Below are 17,409 nucleotides of genomic sequence, written 5' to 3' on the forward strand. Positions count from 1 at the left end.
GGATAGGCAGTGGGTAATGTTGCTGTTACCGATTTCCGGTTGCCGGTTACCTGGTATTTATTGCTTATGGCTTTGACTGAATTTTGCATTCCCGGCGACCGGTGACTGGTAACCGGGAACAAAAAAGTGGACCACTCTTTACGAATGACCCACCTTAAATCTTTTTGTCTCCTATATTACAAATCCATCTGGAAGGATAGATCCCTTCTTCACTACGACGATCCCGTCTTTGATGGTGTATAACGAGTGATCGGTATTTTCGAGGTGATTGCTGCCATTGATGCGCACATCGTTACCAATGCGGCAGTTTTTGTCGATAATGGCATTGCGGATGTAACAACGTTCGCCAATACCCAGCTTTGGCAATCCTCTTTCCAGCGAGTGCTGCATTTCCTCGATGGTCTCGAAATAATCGGAGCCCATTACATAGCTGCTTACTACGGTAGTGCCATGCCCAATGCGGCTGCGAATACCAATTACGCTGTTCTCGATGCGGCTGGCATTGATAATGCTGCCTTCGGCAATAATGGTTTTTTCGAGCGTGGTGCCGCTGATCTTGGCCGGGGGCAACATGCGCGCCCGGGTATATACGGCGTTCCGGTTGTCGAATAAATTGAATGGTGGAATGTCCTGCGTAAGCGCCAGGTTGGCCTCGAAGAAGGAATAGATATGGCCGATGTCGGTCCAGTACCCATCGTACTCGTAGCTCATGATTTTGTGCACACCAATTGATTTGGGAAGAATTTCCTTACCAAAATCAGTAGCGTTCTTATGTTCTTCTGTAAGTTGATCGAAGATCAGTTTACGGTTGAAGATATAAATACCCATGGATGCCAGGTATACCCTGCCCTGTTTTTGCATTTCGGGACTGGTTTCACTTTTCCAGTCGGGCAACAGCTCCTGTTTGGGTTTTTCAATGAAAGAAGTAATGTGGCCGTCGTGGTCGGCTTTCAGAATTCCGAAATCGGATGCTTCCTTGGCATTTACCGGAATGGTGGCTACCGAAATAGCGGCGCCCGATTCGCGGTGTTTGTTAATCATGTCCTGGAAGTCCATCTGGTACAACTGGTCGCCGGAAAGAATGAGCACGTATTCAAAATCGTGCTGGCTCAGGTGGCGTAATGATTTGCGTACGGCGTCGGCCGTACCCTGGTACCACGATGGATTGTCGGGGGTTTGCTCCGCGGCCAGAATGTCAACAAATGCACTGCTGAAAATACTGAAGTGATACGTGTTCTTAATGTGTTTGTTCAGCGATGCCGAGTTGAACTGCGTTAAAACAAACATGCGGTTGATACCGGAGTTGATACAGTTGGAGATAGGGATATCCACCAAACGATATTTTCCGGCGATAGGCACTGCAGGTTTCGAACGGCTGGCAGTAAGGGGATAAAGTCGTGTACCGGCTCCTCCGCCCAGGATGACAGCAATCACTTGTTTGCTCATGGTTGTAAATTTTAACCTTCTAGATCTTGTTCTTTTATTCTCTTATTCTGGTCTACTCTTCTTAAAGTTATACAATTATTGCGTCACCAACGACGAATAAAGATGTATATACTGTTTAACACTACTTTCCCAGCTGAAATCAAGGTTCATCATTCTCTGTCTTATGCCTTTCATCTTTTCTGCATTGTGGTACACTTCGGCAGCACGCCATACCGCCTGGGTAATATCGGGTACACTGGCATGGTTGTAACAAATACCGTATCCATTCACGTCACCCATGTCTACAACGGTATCTTTTAACCCGCCGGTGCGCCGTACCATGGGTACGGTGCCATATCGCATGGAGTACATCTGGTTCAAACCGCAGGGTTCTACGCGTGAAGGCATCAACAAAAAATCGAGCCCGGCATACATGGTATGACTTAACCCTTCGTTATAACCGATGAATACGTTATAATCAGATTGTGATAATGGTTTTAGTGCTGCTAACCGGGCTTCCACGTCGGGGAAACCGCTTCCCAATACGAGGAAGTTCATCCGGCGGCCGATAAAATGAAACGAATCGCTGATAACCTGGGGTAACAGGTCGGCGCCTTTTTCGCCAACGAGGCGGCCTATAAAACCTATGAGGGGTTTGTCATAGTCGAGACCAAACTGATCGCACAACAGCATTTTATTTTTTGCCTTGCCGGCTTCAAAGTCGTGCTCTGAAAAATGATGCTGTAAATATTCATCTGTTTCGGGGTCCCATACTTTGGCGTCGATGCCGTTGAGAATGCCAACACATTTGCCTTTTTCATATTCAAACAACGCTTCCATTCCGGCGCTCATCCACTTCAGTTCCTGCATATAGCTGGGGCTTACGGTGGTTACCTTATCTGCACATTTTATGGCGCTGGCCAGTGGGTTAATTGCGCCACCCCAGTCGAGCATCCCCCATTTCCACATATCCCATTGGGGAATCAAAATGCTTTTGCTCCAGGGCATCCAACCCTGGTACTGGGCATTGTGAATGGTCAATACTGTTTTTATGGAAGCGAGTTTCCGGTACTTCAGGCAATTTTTTGCCATGAAAGGGATCAACCCGGTATGATGGTCGTGCACATGCAGGATGTCGGGCTTTTTAGCCCAGGTATTCACCCAGTCGAGCACACAGATCTGAAAAGCGGTAAAACGTTCGCTGTCGTCGTTGTAACCGTACACTTTTTCGCGGTCGAGCAAGCCATTCACATCAACCAGGTACAGTTCAAACCCCAGTTTGTTGGTCTTTTCTTTAATGATGGTAAACTCAAACCACCAGTTGCCCATATTGGTGCTGGCTTTGTGCACCACTTCCCATTCGTTGGCGTATAAAAATTTGGTACGGTACATGGGCATCACCACCCGGGCCGAATGCCCCAGGTCATTCATGTATTTTGGCAAGGCCCCTACCACATCTCCCAAACCACCAGCCTTAGCTACAGGGTAACATTCCGCGCTTACATGTAAAATATCCATTCTAAACAATCGGGTTAATAGTAAAAAGGAAATGTGTGTTCAATATAGGAAGGTTTTTGATTGAATGATGCAGTTCCATAAAAAATGATTACAAAAGACACCTCATATAAGACGATTTATAAATTGTATTGGTTCCGGCAACAGAAATTTTCATGCCCGATGCGGCTAAAGCGGTATCTTGGCGATTGCTTTTGAAAAACGTGTAAAAAGGTAATTGAATTTGTATTTTTAAAACATCTTTTTGACTAAAAACCAACCGCTCAATGAGTCAACAAACCAAATGGTCGCAATTTGCTGTGCTTGTTTCTGTTTTCTTTTTCTGGGGCTTTGTGGCCGCCAGTAACGATATCCTGATTCCGGTATTCAAGAAAAAACTGGGCCTGGCTCCCTGGGAATCTCAAATGATTTCTTTTGCCTTTTATGTGGCTTACACAGTTGGTTCTCTTATTTATTACTTCATCAGTAAAAGGGCCGGTGGTGATATCTTAAATAAAATTGGTTATAAGAACGGTATTGCCTTAGGCCTTGTCATTTCGGCCCTGGGTACTTTGCTGTTTTATCCCGCTGCTGAACTGCAGTCGTTCATCATCATGATCTCAGGCTTATTTATTGTGGGGCTTGGTTTTTCCCTTCAGCAAACGGCCGCCAACCCGCTGGCCATTGTAATGGGAGATCCCAAAACCGGTTCGCAACGTTTAAGCATGGCAGGCGGTGTAAATAACTTTGGCACTACGCTGGGGCCGGTGATTGTGAGCCTGGCAATTTTTGGTTCTGTAAGTTCTGAAGCTGCTAAAACTGCCGATATAGGCGCCGTAAAAATACCCTACCTGATATTGGGTGCTGCGTTTTTATTGGTGGCCATCATATTTAAATTCTCCCCTATCCCCAACCAGATAAATCATGATCATGCTGAAGAACTGGCGGGCGATAAAACTTCTGAAGTAGCCGCCAAACCTCATTCACCACAGGCGAATGGGAAAAGTGCCATTAAGTACCCCCAGTTATGGCTGGGTATGATCGGCATTTTTGTTTATGTGGGTGTAGAAGTGGCTACGGCCAGTAACCTGCCGCTGTTCTTAACTAAACATATGACAGGAGCCAATGGGAAGCCCTTTACCGAGGACAATGTTGCTCCCTGGGTTTCTTTATACTGGGCCAGCCTGATGATGGGCCGCTGGACCAATTCCGTTGGCGCTTTTGGTATTCCAAAAACAGTAAAGGAAATATTGCGTTTTGTTATGCCTTACCTGGCATTTGGCGTTTTCCTGGCCATCAATAGTATTGCCAAGCACGATGTAACACCGTTTTATGTATATGGGTTTGTGATCATTGCCCTGATCATTGGCGACCTGCTGAGCAAGGGGAACCCTGCCCGCCAGTTGCTCATATTCTCTGGTTGTGGTATGGCGGCGTTGATCATTGGTATGACTGCCACATCAATAGGTTTCAAACCTGAAGTGAGTGTATTTGCTTTCATCAGTGTGGGTATGTTCTGTTCAACCCTGTGGCCCTGTATCTTTACATTGGCTATTGCCGGTTTAGGCCGTCATACCAACGAAGGCGCCAGTTTCCTGATCATGATGATCATGGGTGGCGGCTTTATCAGCGTATTCCAGGGTTGGTTGGCCGGCGATGCCTTACTTGGCATTCAGGCTTCCTTTATCGTTGGTGTGCTCTGTTTTGCTTACCTGGCATTTTATGCTGTTCGCGCCAAGGCCATTTTGAAGACTCAGGGTATTGATTATGACAAATTGGAAAGCGGCGGCGGGCATTAGTACGCGAATTATGTATGAATGATGTTATCTTCATGCCGCAAAATGGTCCGAAGGGGCTTTTTTAGACTGAAAAATTGAAATTGAATTTTAGCAATGAGACAACAAGAGTATGCCATTGGGATTGATATTGGCGGAACCAACACCGTTTTTGGAATTGTAGATCACCGGGGCGACATCTCGTACCGGGGCGCCATTTCAACCCGAAAGCACAATAATATTTCTGATTATATCGATGAACTGGCCGTAGCGCTGGCGCCGGCCATCGAACATGTAGGCGGCCTCGATTCCATTCGTGGTATAGGAGTTGGCGCACCCAACGGAAATTATTATAAAGGCACTATTGAATATGCACCGAATTTACCCTGGAAAGGGCTGATCCCCCTGGTTCAGCTCATGAACGATAAATTCGGCGTCCCCTGCTCCCTCACCAATGATGCCAACGCTGCGGCGGTGGGTGAAATGATGTATGGGGTGGCCCGGGGCATGCGCGATTTCATTATGATCACCCTGGGGACCGGGGTTGGCAGCGGCATCGTGGCAAACGGTCAGCTGATCTATGGCCACGACGGTTTTGCCGGCGAACTGGGCCATACGACTACGATTCCGGGTGGACGTTTACACAAAGGAACCGGTTTGCGCGGTTCGTTGGAATCATATGCTTCCGCTACCGGCGTGGCATTGACCGCCCTGGAATTTCTTGACCGGGATCCCAAACGCGACAGCCTGTTGCGCAACTATGCCAAAGAGCAAATTGATAGCCGCGTTGTATATGATTGCGCCATGCAGGACGACGCCATCGCCCAGGAAGTGTACCAGTTTACCGGTGAGGTGCTGGGACTGGCCCTGGCCAATTTCGTAATGTTCTCTTCGCCCGAAGCCATCATCCTGTTCGGCGGTATGACCAAGGCCGGCGACCTGATCCTGAAACCCACCCGCGAAAATATGGAGAAGAACCTGCTGCCCATTTTCCAGAATAAAGTGAAGTTGTTGTTCTCGGAGCTGAAGGAAGCCGATGCCGCTATTTTAGGGGCTAGTGCGTTGGTTTGGGAGGTGAAGGCAGATAAGGTTGTTTAAAGCCAATGTGATAATGTGATAATTCGATAATGTGATAATGGAATACAGCTCACGCGAGTGCTTCGCGTGAGCTGTATTTTTTACAGAAGCTGTCTAGCTCTGTATTTCATTATCGAATTATCAAATTTGCTAATTTGCCTTCTTTTTCCGCGGTTCTTTCTTCTTAACTATAAACACACTCGCCACTGGTCTTTCTCCTTCTTTATCTGCCGGCTGAATGGTTTCTTTTCCATTAACGAGCATACAACTGCTGCCGCCGCCATCCAGGTTGATGGCTTCTTCGCAACCCAGTTCTACCAGGATGCGCGCCGTTTCATCGAGCGTGGCGCCTTCGGCCACCCCGGGGCTACGGCCCTGTATAACCAGGATAATCAACCGGTGATTGTGGGTATAGCCAATGGCGGTACGCGGGTGCCGGTCGTCCCGTTCAAACGCGTACAACTGCTCTTCTTTATTGGTGATAAAAACGGCGCCTTCCTGTACCAGTACCGGACCGCCGCCAATGGCGGTATGCATCTTCCACCAGTTCCATTGTTCAATGGTATGCAGGTCGGCAAAGGATGGATCGGGATTGCTGCCTTTGGCAATTATAGGATGGGTTTGAAATGCGTAAGGCCATCGTTTGGCCGTGTCGGTGAACAGCCAGGCTACATCGGCCACCCGCTTTTTGGTTAGGCCAAATGCGCTGCGGGTAGCGTAATAAAAGGAGTCGTTAAACAGGCTTTTCAATGCGGGAATATTGTACGCAACCATTTTTCCATCACGGATGATCACATTCAGGTTCTGGTTGGTTTGAAACGAGAAATACCCGCCGTTTACAACGATATATGGCTTTTGTTCCCGGTTATAATATTGCAAAGGGGTATACGCTTTGCCGGCGCCTGTTTGGGTGGTAAAGTCAAGGTGTTTGTCGCGCAGTTTCACTTCAACGCAAAAGGCGGTAAAAGGGCGCCCGCTTAAAGAATCGGTAGTTTTAAAAACCCGGATGGCTTTGGGCAGGCTGTCAAATTCATTATCCGCCTTTTTCCAGTGCAATTGGGCCAGGACTGTAGCTGGAAGCAAGACGATCGCTAATAATATTGCATGTCGAATATCCAATGTTGAATGTCGAAGTGAATACCAATGTAACAAAGAATATCGAATGTTAATTCTGTATTTACTTCGACATTCAATATTCATTATTCAATATTCATCATTTTTTTCTGGTTCTGCCACTGTTCTTTGCCGTAACCTGGAATAACGTGTTTTTCGCTGTGATAAGAAGAACGAACCAGCGGACCGCTTTCCACGTAATCGAAGCCAATGTTATAACCAAACTCACGGAATTCGGCAAATTCGTCGGGGTGCACAAACCGGAGCACCGGTAAATGCTTTTTGGTAGGTTGCAGGTACTGGCCAAGCGTAATTACATCCACGCCGCTGTTACGCAGGTCCTGCATGGTTTGCATTACTTCTTCCTTGGTTTCACCCAGTCCGCACATGATACCGCTTTTGGTGCGCATGCCACCTTCTTTCAGGATCTTCAGCACTTCCATGCTGCGGCGGTATTTTGCCTGAATGCGTACCTGGCGGGTGAGGCGCTCAACGGTTTCAATATTGTGTGATACTACTTCGGGATGCGCTTCGATGATGCGTTGAACATCTTCGGCCTTTCCTTTGAAATCGGGGATCAGCGTTTCGAGGGTAGTATCGGGATTTAATGCTTTTACTGCTTTAATGGTATTGTGCCAGATGGTGCTGCCACCGTCTTTCAGTTCGTCGCGGTCAACCGAGGTTAATACGGCGTGTTTTACTTTCATCAGGTGGATGGCTTCCGCCACGCGTTGGGGTTCGTCCCAATCCACTGCGTCCGGCCGGCCGGTGGCTACTGCGCAAAAACCACAGCTGCGGGTGCACACATTACCCAGGATCATAAAGGTAGCGGTGCCTTCGCCCCAGCACTCGCCCATATTGGGACAATTGCCGCTTTCGCAAATGGTGTGCAGTTTATGGGTATCAACGAGGTTGCGTACGTGCCGGTAGTTTTCGCCGGTAGGCAGTTTTACACGCAGCCAGTTGGGCTTTTTTACAACAGAGTTCGATTCATTTACACTACTGATAACTGGTAATTCCTGCATATGTCTTAGTATTCTGATTAAACCTTAGGGGGGTGTTGCATATCAGGTATAATAACACACCAAAATCCAAAAGGTTTTCTGTAACAAATTGATAGCTAGTCAACTAATAATCACCTCGTTGACTATTAATCAACAAAAATAATATAAAACCGGTAATCAGGGGCTTTTAGTTATCCCGCAACAGTGTATAAATCAGGCATCGAGGCATAAAGGCAACAAGGCAACGAGGGGAACAAGTTGCTTTTGGTTATGGCAACGGAATCTGGTGTGCGTTGTGAAACGGCAAACGGTTCGCAGCCAGGTTGCTTACCAACCAATAACCTGGAACCCGGAACTCTGAACTAATATAAAAACCCCTAAATAAAAAGGCGGGCCTTGCGACCCACCTGGTATCTTTATGCCTTTATGCCTCGTTGCCTCGTAGCCTCTACTTTCGTCTGCCTAACAACAGAGTAATATATGCATTAAAGAAAAAGTTCTTCTCTGGATTATATGCCATCTGAGCTACTTTCTGCGCATAGTATTCGGCATTTAAACCTACCTCAACGGCCGATACGGTTTCGTTAAACCGGCCGTAATCGAAGCGAAGGGCTGCTTTGGCAGCTAAGCCAAATTTTGGTTGAACCTTGTTCCAGCCAACGGTAAAGCCCGATGCGCCCTGCTCCAGGTAATTGCTGTCGATAATTTCGGGATAGGTTTTGCGATAGCGTTGCTGCGCCTGGTCAATCACATCTACATAATAAGGTTTTTGTAACCCAAGGCTTAAACCGCCCGTATAAATGGCCATCACCCCCACTCCGTTTTTATTGCCTTTGCCGCCAATAATGCGTTGCTGGCCCACACTGAGTTTTACCTGGTAAAAGTTATTGAGTTTACCGTAAATAACGCTGTTGAAGTTAAATCCGTTCAACAGGGAAGTGCGCTTTTCTTTCTTGTGCTTTTTTTCGTTGATCTCCAACTGAAAGATATTCGCTACCCGGGCGCTTTTAAACCGTCCTATTTCATAGGATAGCCCATAACCATCGGTATTAAGCTTAATGCCGAAAATGCTTTGTTTGTTAAAGATAATTTCTCCTTCCTCTTCCCGTTTTATCAGGTCATTGATCCTCTCTTTCCTGGCGGCCTGTTTGTCTTTCTTTGCTGTTGGCGATTTGGGTGTTGGGTTATCCTGCGCCCATGTTGTGTGGGCAAGGGTAACAGCCAAAAGGAACAAAACAATTTTCTTCACTGGCTATGATTTGATTATTAAACGTAAATTTAAGGTAAAAATATACATAATGACTTCTACCGTAGTTTACGAAGGAAATCTAAGAACGGTTTGTTTACACGAAAAATCCGGGTCCACTTTTGAAACCGATCCGCCAACGGATAACCAGGGTTTGGGTGAGCGTTTTTCCCCCACCGACATAGTGGCAACTGCCCTTGGCTCCTGCATGCTAACGATCATGGGTATTAAAGCCCGCGATATGAACCTCGATATAAAAGGCATTAAAATAGATGTGGAAAAGATCATGAAGGCCGATCCCCGCCGGATCGGTGGCATTAATTTAACATTTCATTTACCAGATACTTTACAGGTCGATGAAAAACAAAAGACCATCCTGGAAAGAGCAGCCAATACCTGCCCGGTTATGTACAGCATTCACCCCGATATTGAAGTGAATGTGACCTTTAACTGGAAACCTGAAAACCAATTGGCAATAGACAATAACCAATAATCAATAACCAATAGTCAATAATCAATAGCCAATTGTCGTGAAATAAAGATTTTTTGAATATTGGCAATTGACTATTGACTATTGATTCAAGCTGGTGGACATCCATCAGCTTTTTTATTATGTATAAACAACCTTTTGGCACCAAATCGCCTCTACCTGTCATATCATTATAAAATACATTTCATCGCACAAATTGCTATTTAGTATGAAAAAATGGTCCTCGTTTCTTCTCTTATGTACGCTTGCCATCGCTTCTCATGCCACCGTTCGCCTGCCCGCGATCATTTGCAGCAACATGGTACTGCAACAGCAATCAACCGTAAAACTGTGGGGCTGGAGCGCTCCTTTTGAAAAAATTGTTATTACCACCAGCTGGAATAACAAATCAGATACCCTGAAGGCCACTAACAATGCCAACTGGCAAAAGAATATTCAAACCCCTGCAGCCGGCGGTCCCTATACCATTACCATCAAGGGCAGCAATACTCCCGCTCCTATTGTGCTGGAAAATGTAATGATCGGTGAAGTGTGGGTTTGCTCGGGCCAGTCGAACATGGAGTTTGGCTATTATAATAAAATACCTGATGTGGTAGCCGAAGTGCCCACCTGTTATAACCAGAACATCCGCTTTTTTGCCATTCCCAAAACCACAGCTACCAGTCCGCAGGATGATTGCGCCGCTAAATGGACTGTGTGTGACAGTAACACGCTGAAAACCTTCAGCGCCGTGGGCTATTTCTTTGGAAAGAAATTAAATAAAGACCTGAACGTACCCATTGGTTTAATCAATAGCAACTGGGGTGGTACCCCGGCCGAAGTCTGGACACCCGATTCTCTGGTGAACAACGATGCGGAACTGAAAGGCGCCGCCGCTAAATTAAAAGCCAATGGCGGCTGGCCCATTACCCCGGGCTATACCTATAATGCCATGATAAACCCGATTGTTAATTATAACATCGCAGGTACTATCTGGTACCAGGGTGAGAGCAATACCGAAACCAATGCTTCGTATGCCAAACTGTTTACGATCATGATCGACAGCTGGCGCAAAGCCTGGGGAAAGGAATTCCCTTTTTATTATGTAGAAATAGCCCCTTATAAATATGGCACCCCGTTGATCGGCGCCCTGCTGCGCGAACAGCAAACAAGGGTGATGTCGCATCCGCAAACAGGCATGGTGGTTATTACCGACCTGGTGGCTGATACCAATAACATTCACCCCACCAATAAACACGATGTGGGCGCCCGCCTGGCTAACTGGGCCCTGCACGATACCTATAAAAAAGAAGGGTTCGCCTATAAAAGCCCCCTGTACAAAAGCATGGAAGTGAAGAAGGGCAAAGCATACATCAGCTTTGATTATGCGCCTGCCGGCTTAATGGCTACCGGAAAAACCATCACTGAAATATATGTGGCGGGAGCCGATCAGCAGTTCTACCCTGCTGAGGCCAAAATTGAAAATAACCAGCTGGTGGTGTGGAGTAAACTGGTGAAAGAACCGGTGGCTGTACGCTATGGTTTCACCAATACCGCAATGGGTAATTTGTTTGGGAAGGAAGGGTTGCCGGTAAATCCGTTCAGGACTGATAGTTGGTAAGTTCCGAGTTCAGAGTTCCAAGTTCCGAGTTTCGAGTTCAGAGTTCAGAGTTCAAAAACCTGGAACCTGGAACTCGAAACTTGGAACTAAAAAATTAATAAATTCTACCTCTACCCTCTGCTGTTTTAATTAACTCTTCAGCCAAAGTATCATCAAACACTTCTTCCCGGTTGGCCAGTACTTCTCTGAGAATGTCGTGAATAGTGATAATCCCCATAAATTTTTTCTCATCGATGGCTACCAGGTAGCGGGCTTTGCTTCTTATCATCAGGATCATGCAATGCTCCACCGTTTCTTCGGGACCTACCACGGGTAAATCGGTGGTCATTACTTCCTGTACATGGGCCTCTTTACTGCTGCGGCCTTTTAAAACTACGTTGCGGCTGTAATCCTTTTCCGAAAAAACGCCTTTGTACGCGTCCCCGTCCATTACAATCAGGTAACTCAGGTTTACCTGTTCAAGCAGGTGCAGGGCATCGATCACTAAAGCATCGGGCTTAATGATATTCTCCGGACGCGGTTTACTAGCAATAAGATCGTCTACCGTTCTCATGAAATGAACATTTGTTTAAAGTTCGTATTTTATTCTATACGACCATGATATAAATCATGTGCCGTAGTGCATATTGGCGATAAATTTATTACTTAATTGGGTTGAGCCTTCATGAACTATCCTGTTCAGGGCCAAAAAACGCCTATTTTCGCACCAATCAAATATCATCAGTCATATGAATATCCAGGAATTGTTCGATCAGGCCGTGGCCCGCAGCAAAACCCTAACCGAAAAACCGGGTAATGATGTGCTTTTACAATTATACAGCCTGTATAAACAAGCTACCGAAGGCGATGTAAACATCGATCCCCCGGCCAATGCCTTTGATTTTGTTGGCAAAGCTAAATATAACGCCTGGGAAGGGTTGAAAGGCAAGTCTAAAGAAAATGCGATGCAGGAGTATATAGACCTTATTGGTAAGTTGAAATAATATCAGTTCCAGGTTCCAGGTTTTTGAACTCGGAACCTGGAACTCGGAACTCTGAACAAATAATGAAAAAGACCTTTCTATATAAAATATGGCAACATAACAGGAAATTGGGCTTCCTGTTAACTGCATTTGCTTGTTTAACTGTAATTACGAATTTGATGGGCGATGAAGTAACGCCGTTTTTTGTATGGGGAATGTATTCTGAAAAAGAAAAGCCGGTACAGGCGGTGGAGATCTTAAAAACCACCATTAACGGGGATACCGTTGTTAATGTTTACAATTACACAAACGGAGATACCCGTTTTTTCCTGTTGGGCCCCCTGGCCTATTTCAAAAAAATAAAGGATAATAATAACCAGGACCCTACCATCACCTTTCTGCAAACGAAGCTGGGCAGGCATTATAACAACATTCGCCCGTTTGAGCGGGCGTTGTTCAATACCGGGCCGCAGCAACAGGAATTTCTCAACTGGTATGTCCGCTACCTGCAACAGGTAACCTTTATTCCGGTAAACACATTGCGGGTGGAGGTGGTTCATGCACATTATACCAGCCAAAACCTGGTAACCGATTCCGTTAACCTGTTTGCAACATGGCAAAGACACTGACCAATATTGTATTTTATTCACCCTGGGAACGCAGGCGCATAGCCCGGATCGTATTTGCACTGATCGGGCTTTCGCTCATCTGGTCGTTCTTTTCCGATACCCTGTTGCATCAGCTACAGCGCCCCGTTATCAGGTTCCCGTATGTTGACCTTACTTATTGGGGCATGCACTGGCTGGGCATTCCTGAGTTTTTAACCGGTAATTTCTGGGTGGCGCTGATTTTTGACGGGGCCCTTTTTGCGGCTTGCATCGGGTCGTTTCTGGCGCCGGAAAAAAAGCTGTACGTATGGTCGCTGATCGTCCTGTACTTTTTTTATTTTATTACTTTCAATACGTTTGGCACGCACCATACCAACCATAAAATCGGCTTCCTGCTGGTTGCTCTTCCTTTTACCGTTGCCGACTACAAATCGTTTAACTACCTGTGGCAGGGGCTGCGCTATTTTTTCCTGTTTGCCCTGGCCGATGCTTTCTTATGGAAATTCTTCAGGCTGGCCTGGCTGCATCCCAATCAGGGCCTGTTTATAATGAAAAAGAATGCGGCTGCGATTTTATATTTTGAAACCAATAGCTGGATAGCAGCCGTGTACCGCTGGCTGTTACAATACCCCGGCCTGGTTAATGCAGGGTATCTGGCAGGTGTGGTAATGGAAGGGTTGTTTATCATTGGCTTTTTTACCCGCAAATACGATAAATACCTGTTGGCTTTGGCAATTGTGCTCACCCTGGGATTCTGGTTGATTGCCGATGCCTATTTCTTTCAATTTATGGTGTTGTCGCTTACGCTTATTAACTTTCATAAGCTTTATGAACCCCGCCGTTTTGCCAGCATCCGGAAAAAGGGCGATATGACGCCGGTATGATTGCCGGCATACACCGTCAATAAAATATTGTAGATAACATTACTGATTAGCATGGCCAGGGCCGCGCCGGTAATACCCTGTAGAGGTATCAACAGTCGGCTTAACACAGTAAGCAAAATCACATACACCAGCAGCGCAATGGCCGATAATTTTTCCTTTCCCTGCATCATTAAAATGGTGTTTGCCGGGCCAAACAAACCAAACAACGCGTTAGACGCACTCATTAAAACAAGCGCCGGGTAACCGGCAGTAAATTCTGCGCCAAAATACCCCAGCAACCAGGGACCAGCCAGTACGTTCAATGCTATCAATGGTAACGAGGTAATTAGAATGATATAAGTTGACTCGGTATACAGTTTTTGTTTGTACGATTGTTCGGAGGTATGGTGAACCGCAAACATTTGCGGCAATACTGTATGTAACAGGAAGAATGGATAAGTGATGAGATCGGCGAACCGGGCGCTGATGTTGAAGATGCCAATGCTTTTTTCGGCGGTAAAAAATGGCATCATCAGCATACCGATTTTACTCACCAGTAAATTCAACAGGCTGATGCTTAAAAAATAAAATGTTTGGGTGCGCAAGCCCTCCCCCTGGTACCGTTCGGTCCCATTTTTAAAAAAGGGTTTTGTTTTTTGTATTATAAGCCAGGCCAGCACAGCCGCACAAATAAACAGGTTGAACACGGAAATGCCTATGAGCCTGCCGGCATCCATGGTAAAAGATAACCATCCCGCTGCAGCTATAAAGGCCGTGAATAAAAAAGGCTTTAACAGGCGTTCAATTACCTGGCTTAGCCTGATGTGGTTCAGCGATTGTAAAACCATCTGGTTAATGGTTAAAAATGCCGATAAATAAATGGCCAAAGCGGCAATCAGGAATTGCGGGCGGTATTCACTTAACGTTGGAATGGGAAAAAGATAAATAAGCAGCAAAAAAAGCCCGCTGATAACTATACCGCCCAGCGCCACGCGAATATTGGCATGCCTGATAACCGCGCCCCCCTGCACCAGGTTGTTCTGCACTTTGTATTTTGGCAGGCGGCTCAACACCACATCATCCTGCCCGTTCAGGGCCAGCATAGTCAATATGCTGATCCAGTTAAACACATGCACATACACGCCGTATTTTTCCGACCCAAAGAATTTTACCAGTAAATAATTGCCGGCGAATACCAGCACCAGAGAAATGCCCTGGATGATCAGGGAATGAATGATCCCTTTTATCAGTCTGGTGCGGTCCGCTTCCTGCAGATCGCTTTTCATTAATTTCTGGTAAATAGACTGTAAAAGGTTCATGGGTGTTTTTAGGGTTATGATCGGGCGTGGATGTCAACCCAAAATATCAATTGTTTGTTTTGTGTGGTGGCATAAAAGTCATCGTAATGACGCCGGATGTATTTCCTGGTAGTTTCATAATCGCTCCAGGTACCGCTTAACGCTTCCCCAAAAGGAGCGGTCACATAATCAGGGTCCACTTTTCTTGTGCAGGCTACCAGGTGCCGGTTGCTGAAGCGGGCGGTATACCAGCCGGTTATCCGTTCCAGTTTGGTGCGCACCCGGGAATAGAATTGCTGGATGCGGCGGTAATAATTTTCATCGGTTAAGGGCAGCAGGCTTTCCTGGTCAATCAACTGAAAAGAGGTGTACCCGGCTGCCCTGAGGGCATCGAGGGTTGTAAATAACAGGTGGTTGTTTTGCTGAATTTCCGCTATGCTGTGGCAGGCGATCTCACAGGAAATATACCTGGGTTGGCTGGTTTTACCGGCAAGGCTCCGGATGGCCACGGCATCATTCCCTTCTATATCTATTTTGCAATAATAGGGCGTTCCGTATTTCTCAAACAGGCCGGCCAATGTGGTGGAGGCCAGTTCCACTGTTTGATCGATGGCCGCTTCCCTTTCGGCCAGGTTTTTGGTGGCCGAACTGCGCCAGTCGTCACGGCTTACATAAAAGAAGATCCAGTCATTGTCTTTTTCGGCAACCGCCACATTCAACACGATCAGGTTACCCGCTTTTATAGCAGCGCTGAAATGCTGTTCCAGCTCTTCTGCCAGCAGCGGGTTGGCTTCCACTGCCACTACCCGGTAGCCTTTTGCCAGGTACCACGCGGTATCGTCACCATGATGCGCCCCGATATCATATACTAAATTCGATTGTACCATTAATGGAATGCTTTTGAAACGAAAATCAGTTTTTCCTCACCCGGCCATCATCAAATCCATTGGCATATATATAAATGCTGGTATCTGGCAGATACTTCAATTTCTCATTAAAATACTGGTTTAATACAACCCGGAAGGTATTCACCGGTGTCATGGAATTATATAAAGCAGTATAGTTTTTGTCATAGAAATAGATGGCATTCAGGTTTTCAAAAAAACGGCCGATCTTGCTGGAGTCGCCGTAATCACGGAACCCGTGATCGCCTTCCACTATCACAATTTTATTGAGTGTGTCTTTGTCGAAAATGGTTTTAATAACGTCTTTTACCACTCGTTGTGTATAGATCACCTGGTCAAGGTAATCCTTTTTAAGTGTATGCGGCCTGAACATGGGTGAGTCCAATTTCAGGGTGCCATCTTTATTATACAGGTACGGTTCATGCGGAAGCATTAAGTGGCACGAAACAAATTTTGGCCCTGCAACTTTTTCTTCCGCTGCCGATCGTAATCCATTCAGTTTGTCATATACGTACTCCTGTAAAAACTTCAATTTTGCTGCGTGGTCTTTATCGGACCGGGTAAAGTTCCACATAATGTCTTTGCTTATTCTGCCTGGTAAAGTTTGCTGTACTATCACATTGCCGGGCAGGTCATGAAACAACGTATGGCTTAAAGCCGGATGCCTGTTGTAATCAAACAACGAATGGTTAATGATTGTATATCCTTTTGCCTCCAGGTAAGGGATCAACCGGTTTTGCGATACGGTGGAAACGCCCTGTAATAAATCTTTGGCAGTAACTTCCTGGTTGTATAAACTGTCTGCCAGGTAAGAGAAGTTTAAGGTAGAACCAATGGAATAGAACGTAACCGGGTAATTACTTTTTGAATTGGCCACTACATAAAATCCCTGTTTATATAAAAAGCTGTCCAGCTCTTTAGGGTTATAGCCAAACTCCTCCTGTAAACACCGGGAACTGGTAAAGGCATCAAAAACGATGAAATAGATATTGGGCAGTTTGCTGGTTTTTGAAGCAGGCGATAATGAATCCTTTTGCGCTTTCTGAACCAGGTTATTTTCACTGGCTTTTCCTGATGATAAATTGATTAGTAAAAGAACGACTTCCCATACTACCAGGATGGAAATGGTGAGCTGAATGAATTTGCTGACGGAGCTAAAATCCTTTTTCGATCTTTTAAACAGGATAAAAGAGCCTGCAGCTATTAATAAAATAAAAGGGAGCAGGAATTTATATTTTTTAAAAAAGTTTGTAACCGGAATTGTTTTTATCAGGTCCTGCGCGGCGCCAAAAAACAACAGGATGGCCGTTAACAGGATCAGGTACAAAAATGCCTTCGATTGGTTTTTTAATACATACATCAAAAAAGCGGCAGCAAACACAATAAATAAAAAGTAACAGAAAAAGATCTTTAATGAAAACGGGAGGGGTATAAGTCCGAAATAGGCATTATTTTCATGAAGTATAAAATAAGCAGTCAGTAAAACGGGGAATAATAATACGTTGATGGTGGCAATGGAGAATGTGATACTTTTTCTTTTATTCACTGT

At 45.7% G+C, this 17,409-nt stretch carries 16 protein-coding genes; 7 read left to right on the forward strand and 9 right to left on the reverse strand.

Annotated features, from left to right (window positions below; all coding sequences use genetic code 11):
• Positions 1–171: 171 nt before the first annotated feature.
• Both NIAKO_RS10595 and NIAKO_RS10600 read right to left on the reverse strand, forming a co-directional pair.
• Positions 172–1,446 carry a glucose-1-phosphate adenylyltransferase gene (locus NIAKO_RS10595; protein WP_014218418.1) on the reverse strand — a complete coding sequence of 425 codons (1,275 nt, stop codon included), beginning with the start codon at positions 1,444–1,446 and terminating at the stop codon, positions 172–174.
• Positions 1,447–1,521: 75 nt separating this feature from the next.
• On the reverse strand, positions 1,522–2,943 hold the full coding sequence (locus tag NIAKO_RS10600) for a glycogen synthase (protein ID WP_014218419.1): 1,422 nt from the start codon (positions 2,941–2,943) through the stop codon (positions 1,522–1,524).
• 263 nt (positions 2,944–3,206) lie between these two features.
• Between NIAKO_RS10600 and NIAKO_RS10605 the strand changes: the two genes are divergently transcribed.
• Together NIAKO_RS10605 and NIAKO_RS10610 are read left to right on the forward strand one after the other, a co-directional pair.
• Entirely contained in the window at positions 3,207–4,718 is a 1,512-nt protein-coding gene (locus NIAKO_RS10605; RefSeq protein ID WP_014218420.1) for an MFS transporter, read from the forward strand.
• A 93-nt stretch (positions 4,719–4,811) separates the two neighbouring features.
• Entirely contained in the window at positions 4,812–5,792 is a 981-nt protein-coding gene (locus NIAKO_RS10610) for an ROK family protein (RefSeq protein WP_014218421.1), read from the forward strand.
• A gap of 129 nt (positions 5,793–5,921) precedes the next feature.
• Here the strand turns inward: NIAKO_RS10610 and NIAKO_RS10615 are convergent, their stop codons facing one another.
• The 3 genes from NIAKO_RS10615 to NIAKO_RS10625 form a co-directional block, all read right to left on the reverse strand.
• Positions 5,922–6,854, reverse strand: a complete 933-nt coding sequence (locus NIAKO_RS10615; RefSeq protein ID WP_041346609.1) for a phosphodiester glycosidase family protein — start codon at positions 6,852–6,854, stop codon at positions 5,922–5,924.
• Positions 6,855–6,970: 116 nt separating this feature from the next.
• Positions 6,971–7,909 (reverse strand): lipoyl synthase, encoded by a 939-nt coding sequence (lipA, locus tag NIAKO_RS10620; RefSeq protein ID WP_014218423.1) that lies wholly within the window; start codon positions 7,907–7,909, stop codon positions 6,971–6,973.
• Positions 7,910–8,336: 427 nt separating this feature from the next.
• On the reverse strand, positions 8,337–9,137 hold the full coding sequence (locus NIAKO_RS10625) for an SGNH/GDSL hydrolase family protein (RefSeq protein ID WP_041346611.1): 801 nt from the start codon (positions 9,135–9,137) through the stop codon (positions 8,337–8,339).
• 49 nt (positions 9,138–9,186) lie between these two features.
• Between NIAKO_RS10625 and NIAKO_RS10630 the strand changes: the two genes are divergently transcribed.
• Together NIAKO_RS10630 and NIAKO_RS10635 are read left to right on the forward strand one after the other, a co-directional pair.
• Entirely contained in the window at positions 9,187–9,627 is a 441-nt protein-coding gene (locus NIAKO_RS10630) for an OsmC family protein (protein ID WP_014218425.1), read from the forward strand.
• A gap of 205 nt (positions 9,628–9,832) precedes the next feature.
• Positions 9,833–11,224, forward strand: a complete 1,392-nt coding sequence (locus tag NIAKO_RS10635; protein WP_014218426.1) for a sialate O-acetylesterase — start codon at positions 9,833–9,835, stop codon at positions 11,222–11,224.
• A gap of 94 nt (positions 11,225–11,318) precedes the next feature.
• Here NIAKO_RS10635 and NIAKO_RS10640 read toward each other — a convergent pair whose 3' ends face one another.
• Positions 11,319–11,777, reverse strand: coding sequence for a CBS domain-containing protein (locus tag NIAKO_RS10640; protein WP_014218427.1), 459 nt, complete (start codon positions 11,775–11,777; stop codon positions 11,319–11,321).
• A 175-nt stretch (positions 11,778–11,952) separates the two neighbouring features.
• Between NIAKO_RS10640 and NIAKO_RS10645 the strand changes: the two genes are divergently transcribed.
• The 3 genes from NIAKO_RS10645 to NIAKO_RS10655 all read left to right on the forward strand — a co-directional run bounded on the left by NIAKO_RS10645 (position 11,953) and on the right by NIAKO_RS10655 (position 13,678).
• Entirely contained in the window at positions 11,953–12,207 is a 255-nt protein-coding gene (locus NIAKO_RS10645; protein WP_014218428.1) for an acyl-CoA-binding protein, read from the forward strand.
• 62 nt (positions 12,208–12,269) lie between these two features.
• Positions 12,270–12,815: a hypothetical protein gene (locus NIAKO_RS10650; RefSeq protein ID WP_041346613.1), complete on the forward strand. Its 546-nt coding sequence runs from the start codon at positions 12,270–12,272 to the stop codon at positions 12,813–12,815.
• Positions 12,800–13,678 (forward strand): hypothetical protein, encoded by an 879-nt coding sequence (locus NIAKO_RS10655; protein ID WP_014218430.1) that lies wholly within the window; start codon positions 12,800–12,802, stop codon positions 13,676–13,678. Before NIAKO_RS10650 ends, NIAKO_RS10655 begins: the two co-directional genes overlap by 16 nt.
• On the opposite strand, the gene NIAKO_RS10660 is transcribed toward NIAKO_RS10655, so the two are convergent.
• From NIAKO_RS10660 to NIAKO_RS10670, 3 genes are read right to left on the reverse strand one after another with little or no spacing between them, the layout of a single operon-like run.
• A complete protein-coding gene (locus NIAKO_RS10660; RefSeq protein WP_014218431.1) occupies positions 13,621–14,976 on the reverse strand; it encodes an oligosaccharide flippase family protein in 1,356 nt (451 codons plus the stop codon). The genes NIAKO_RS10655 and NIAKO_RS10660 overlap by 58 nt on opposite strands.
• A gap of 14 nt (positions 14,977–14,990) precedes the next feature.
• Complete coding sequence (locus NIAKO_RS10665; protein WP_014218432.1) at positions 14,991–15,842, reverse strand: FkbM family methyltransferase; 852 nt, start codon at positions 15,840–15,842, stop codon at positions 14,991–14,993.
• A gap of 25 nt (positions 15,843–15,867) precedes the next feature.
• Positions 15,868–17,406 (reverse strand): alkaline phosphatase family protein, encoded by a 1,539-nt coding sequence (locus NIAKO_RS10670; RefSeq protein ID WP_014218433.1) that lies wholly within the window; start codon positions 17,404–17,406, stop codon positions 15,868–15,870.
• Positions 17,407–17,409 lie beyond the last annotated feature (3 nt).

Origin of the sequence: Niastella koreensis GR20-10, assembly GCF_000246855.1 — a bacterium.
In the GTDB taxonomy this organism is placed as follows: domain Bacteria; phylum Bacteroidota; class Bacteroidia; order Chitinophagales; family Chitinophagaceae; genus Niastella; species Niastella koreensis.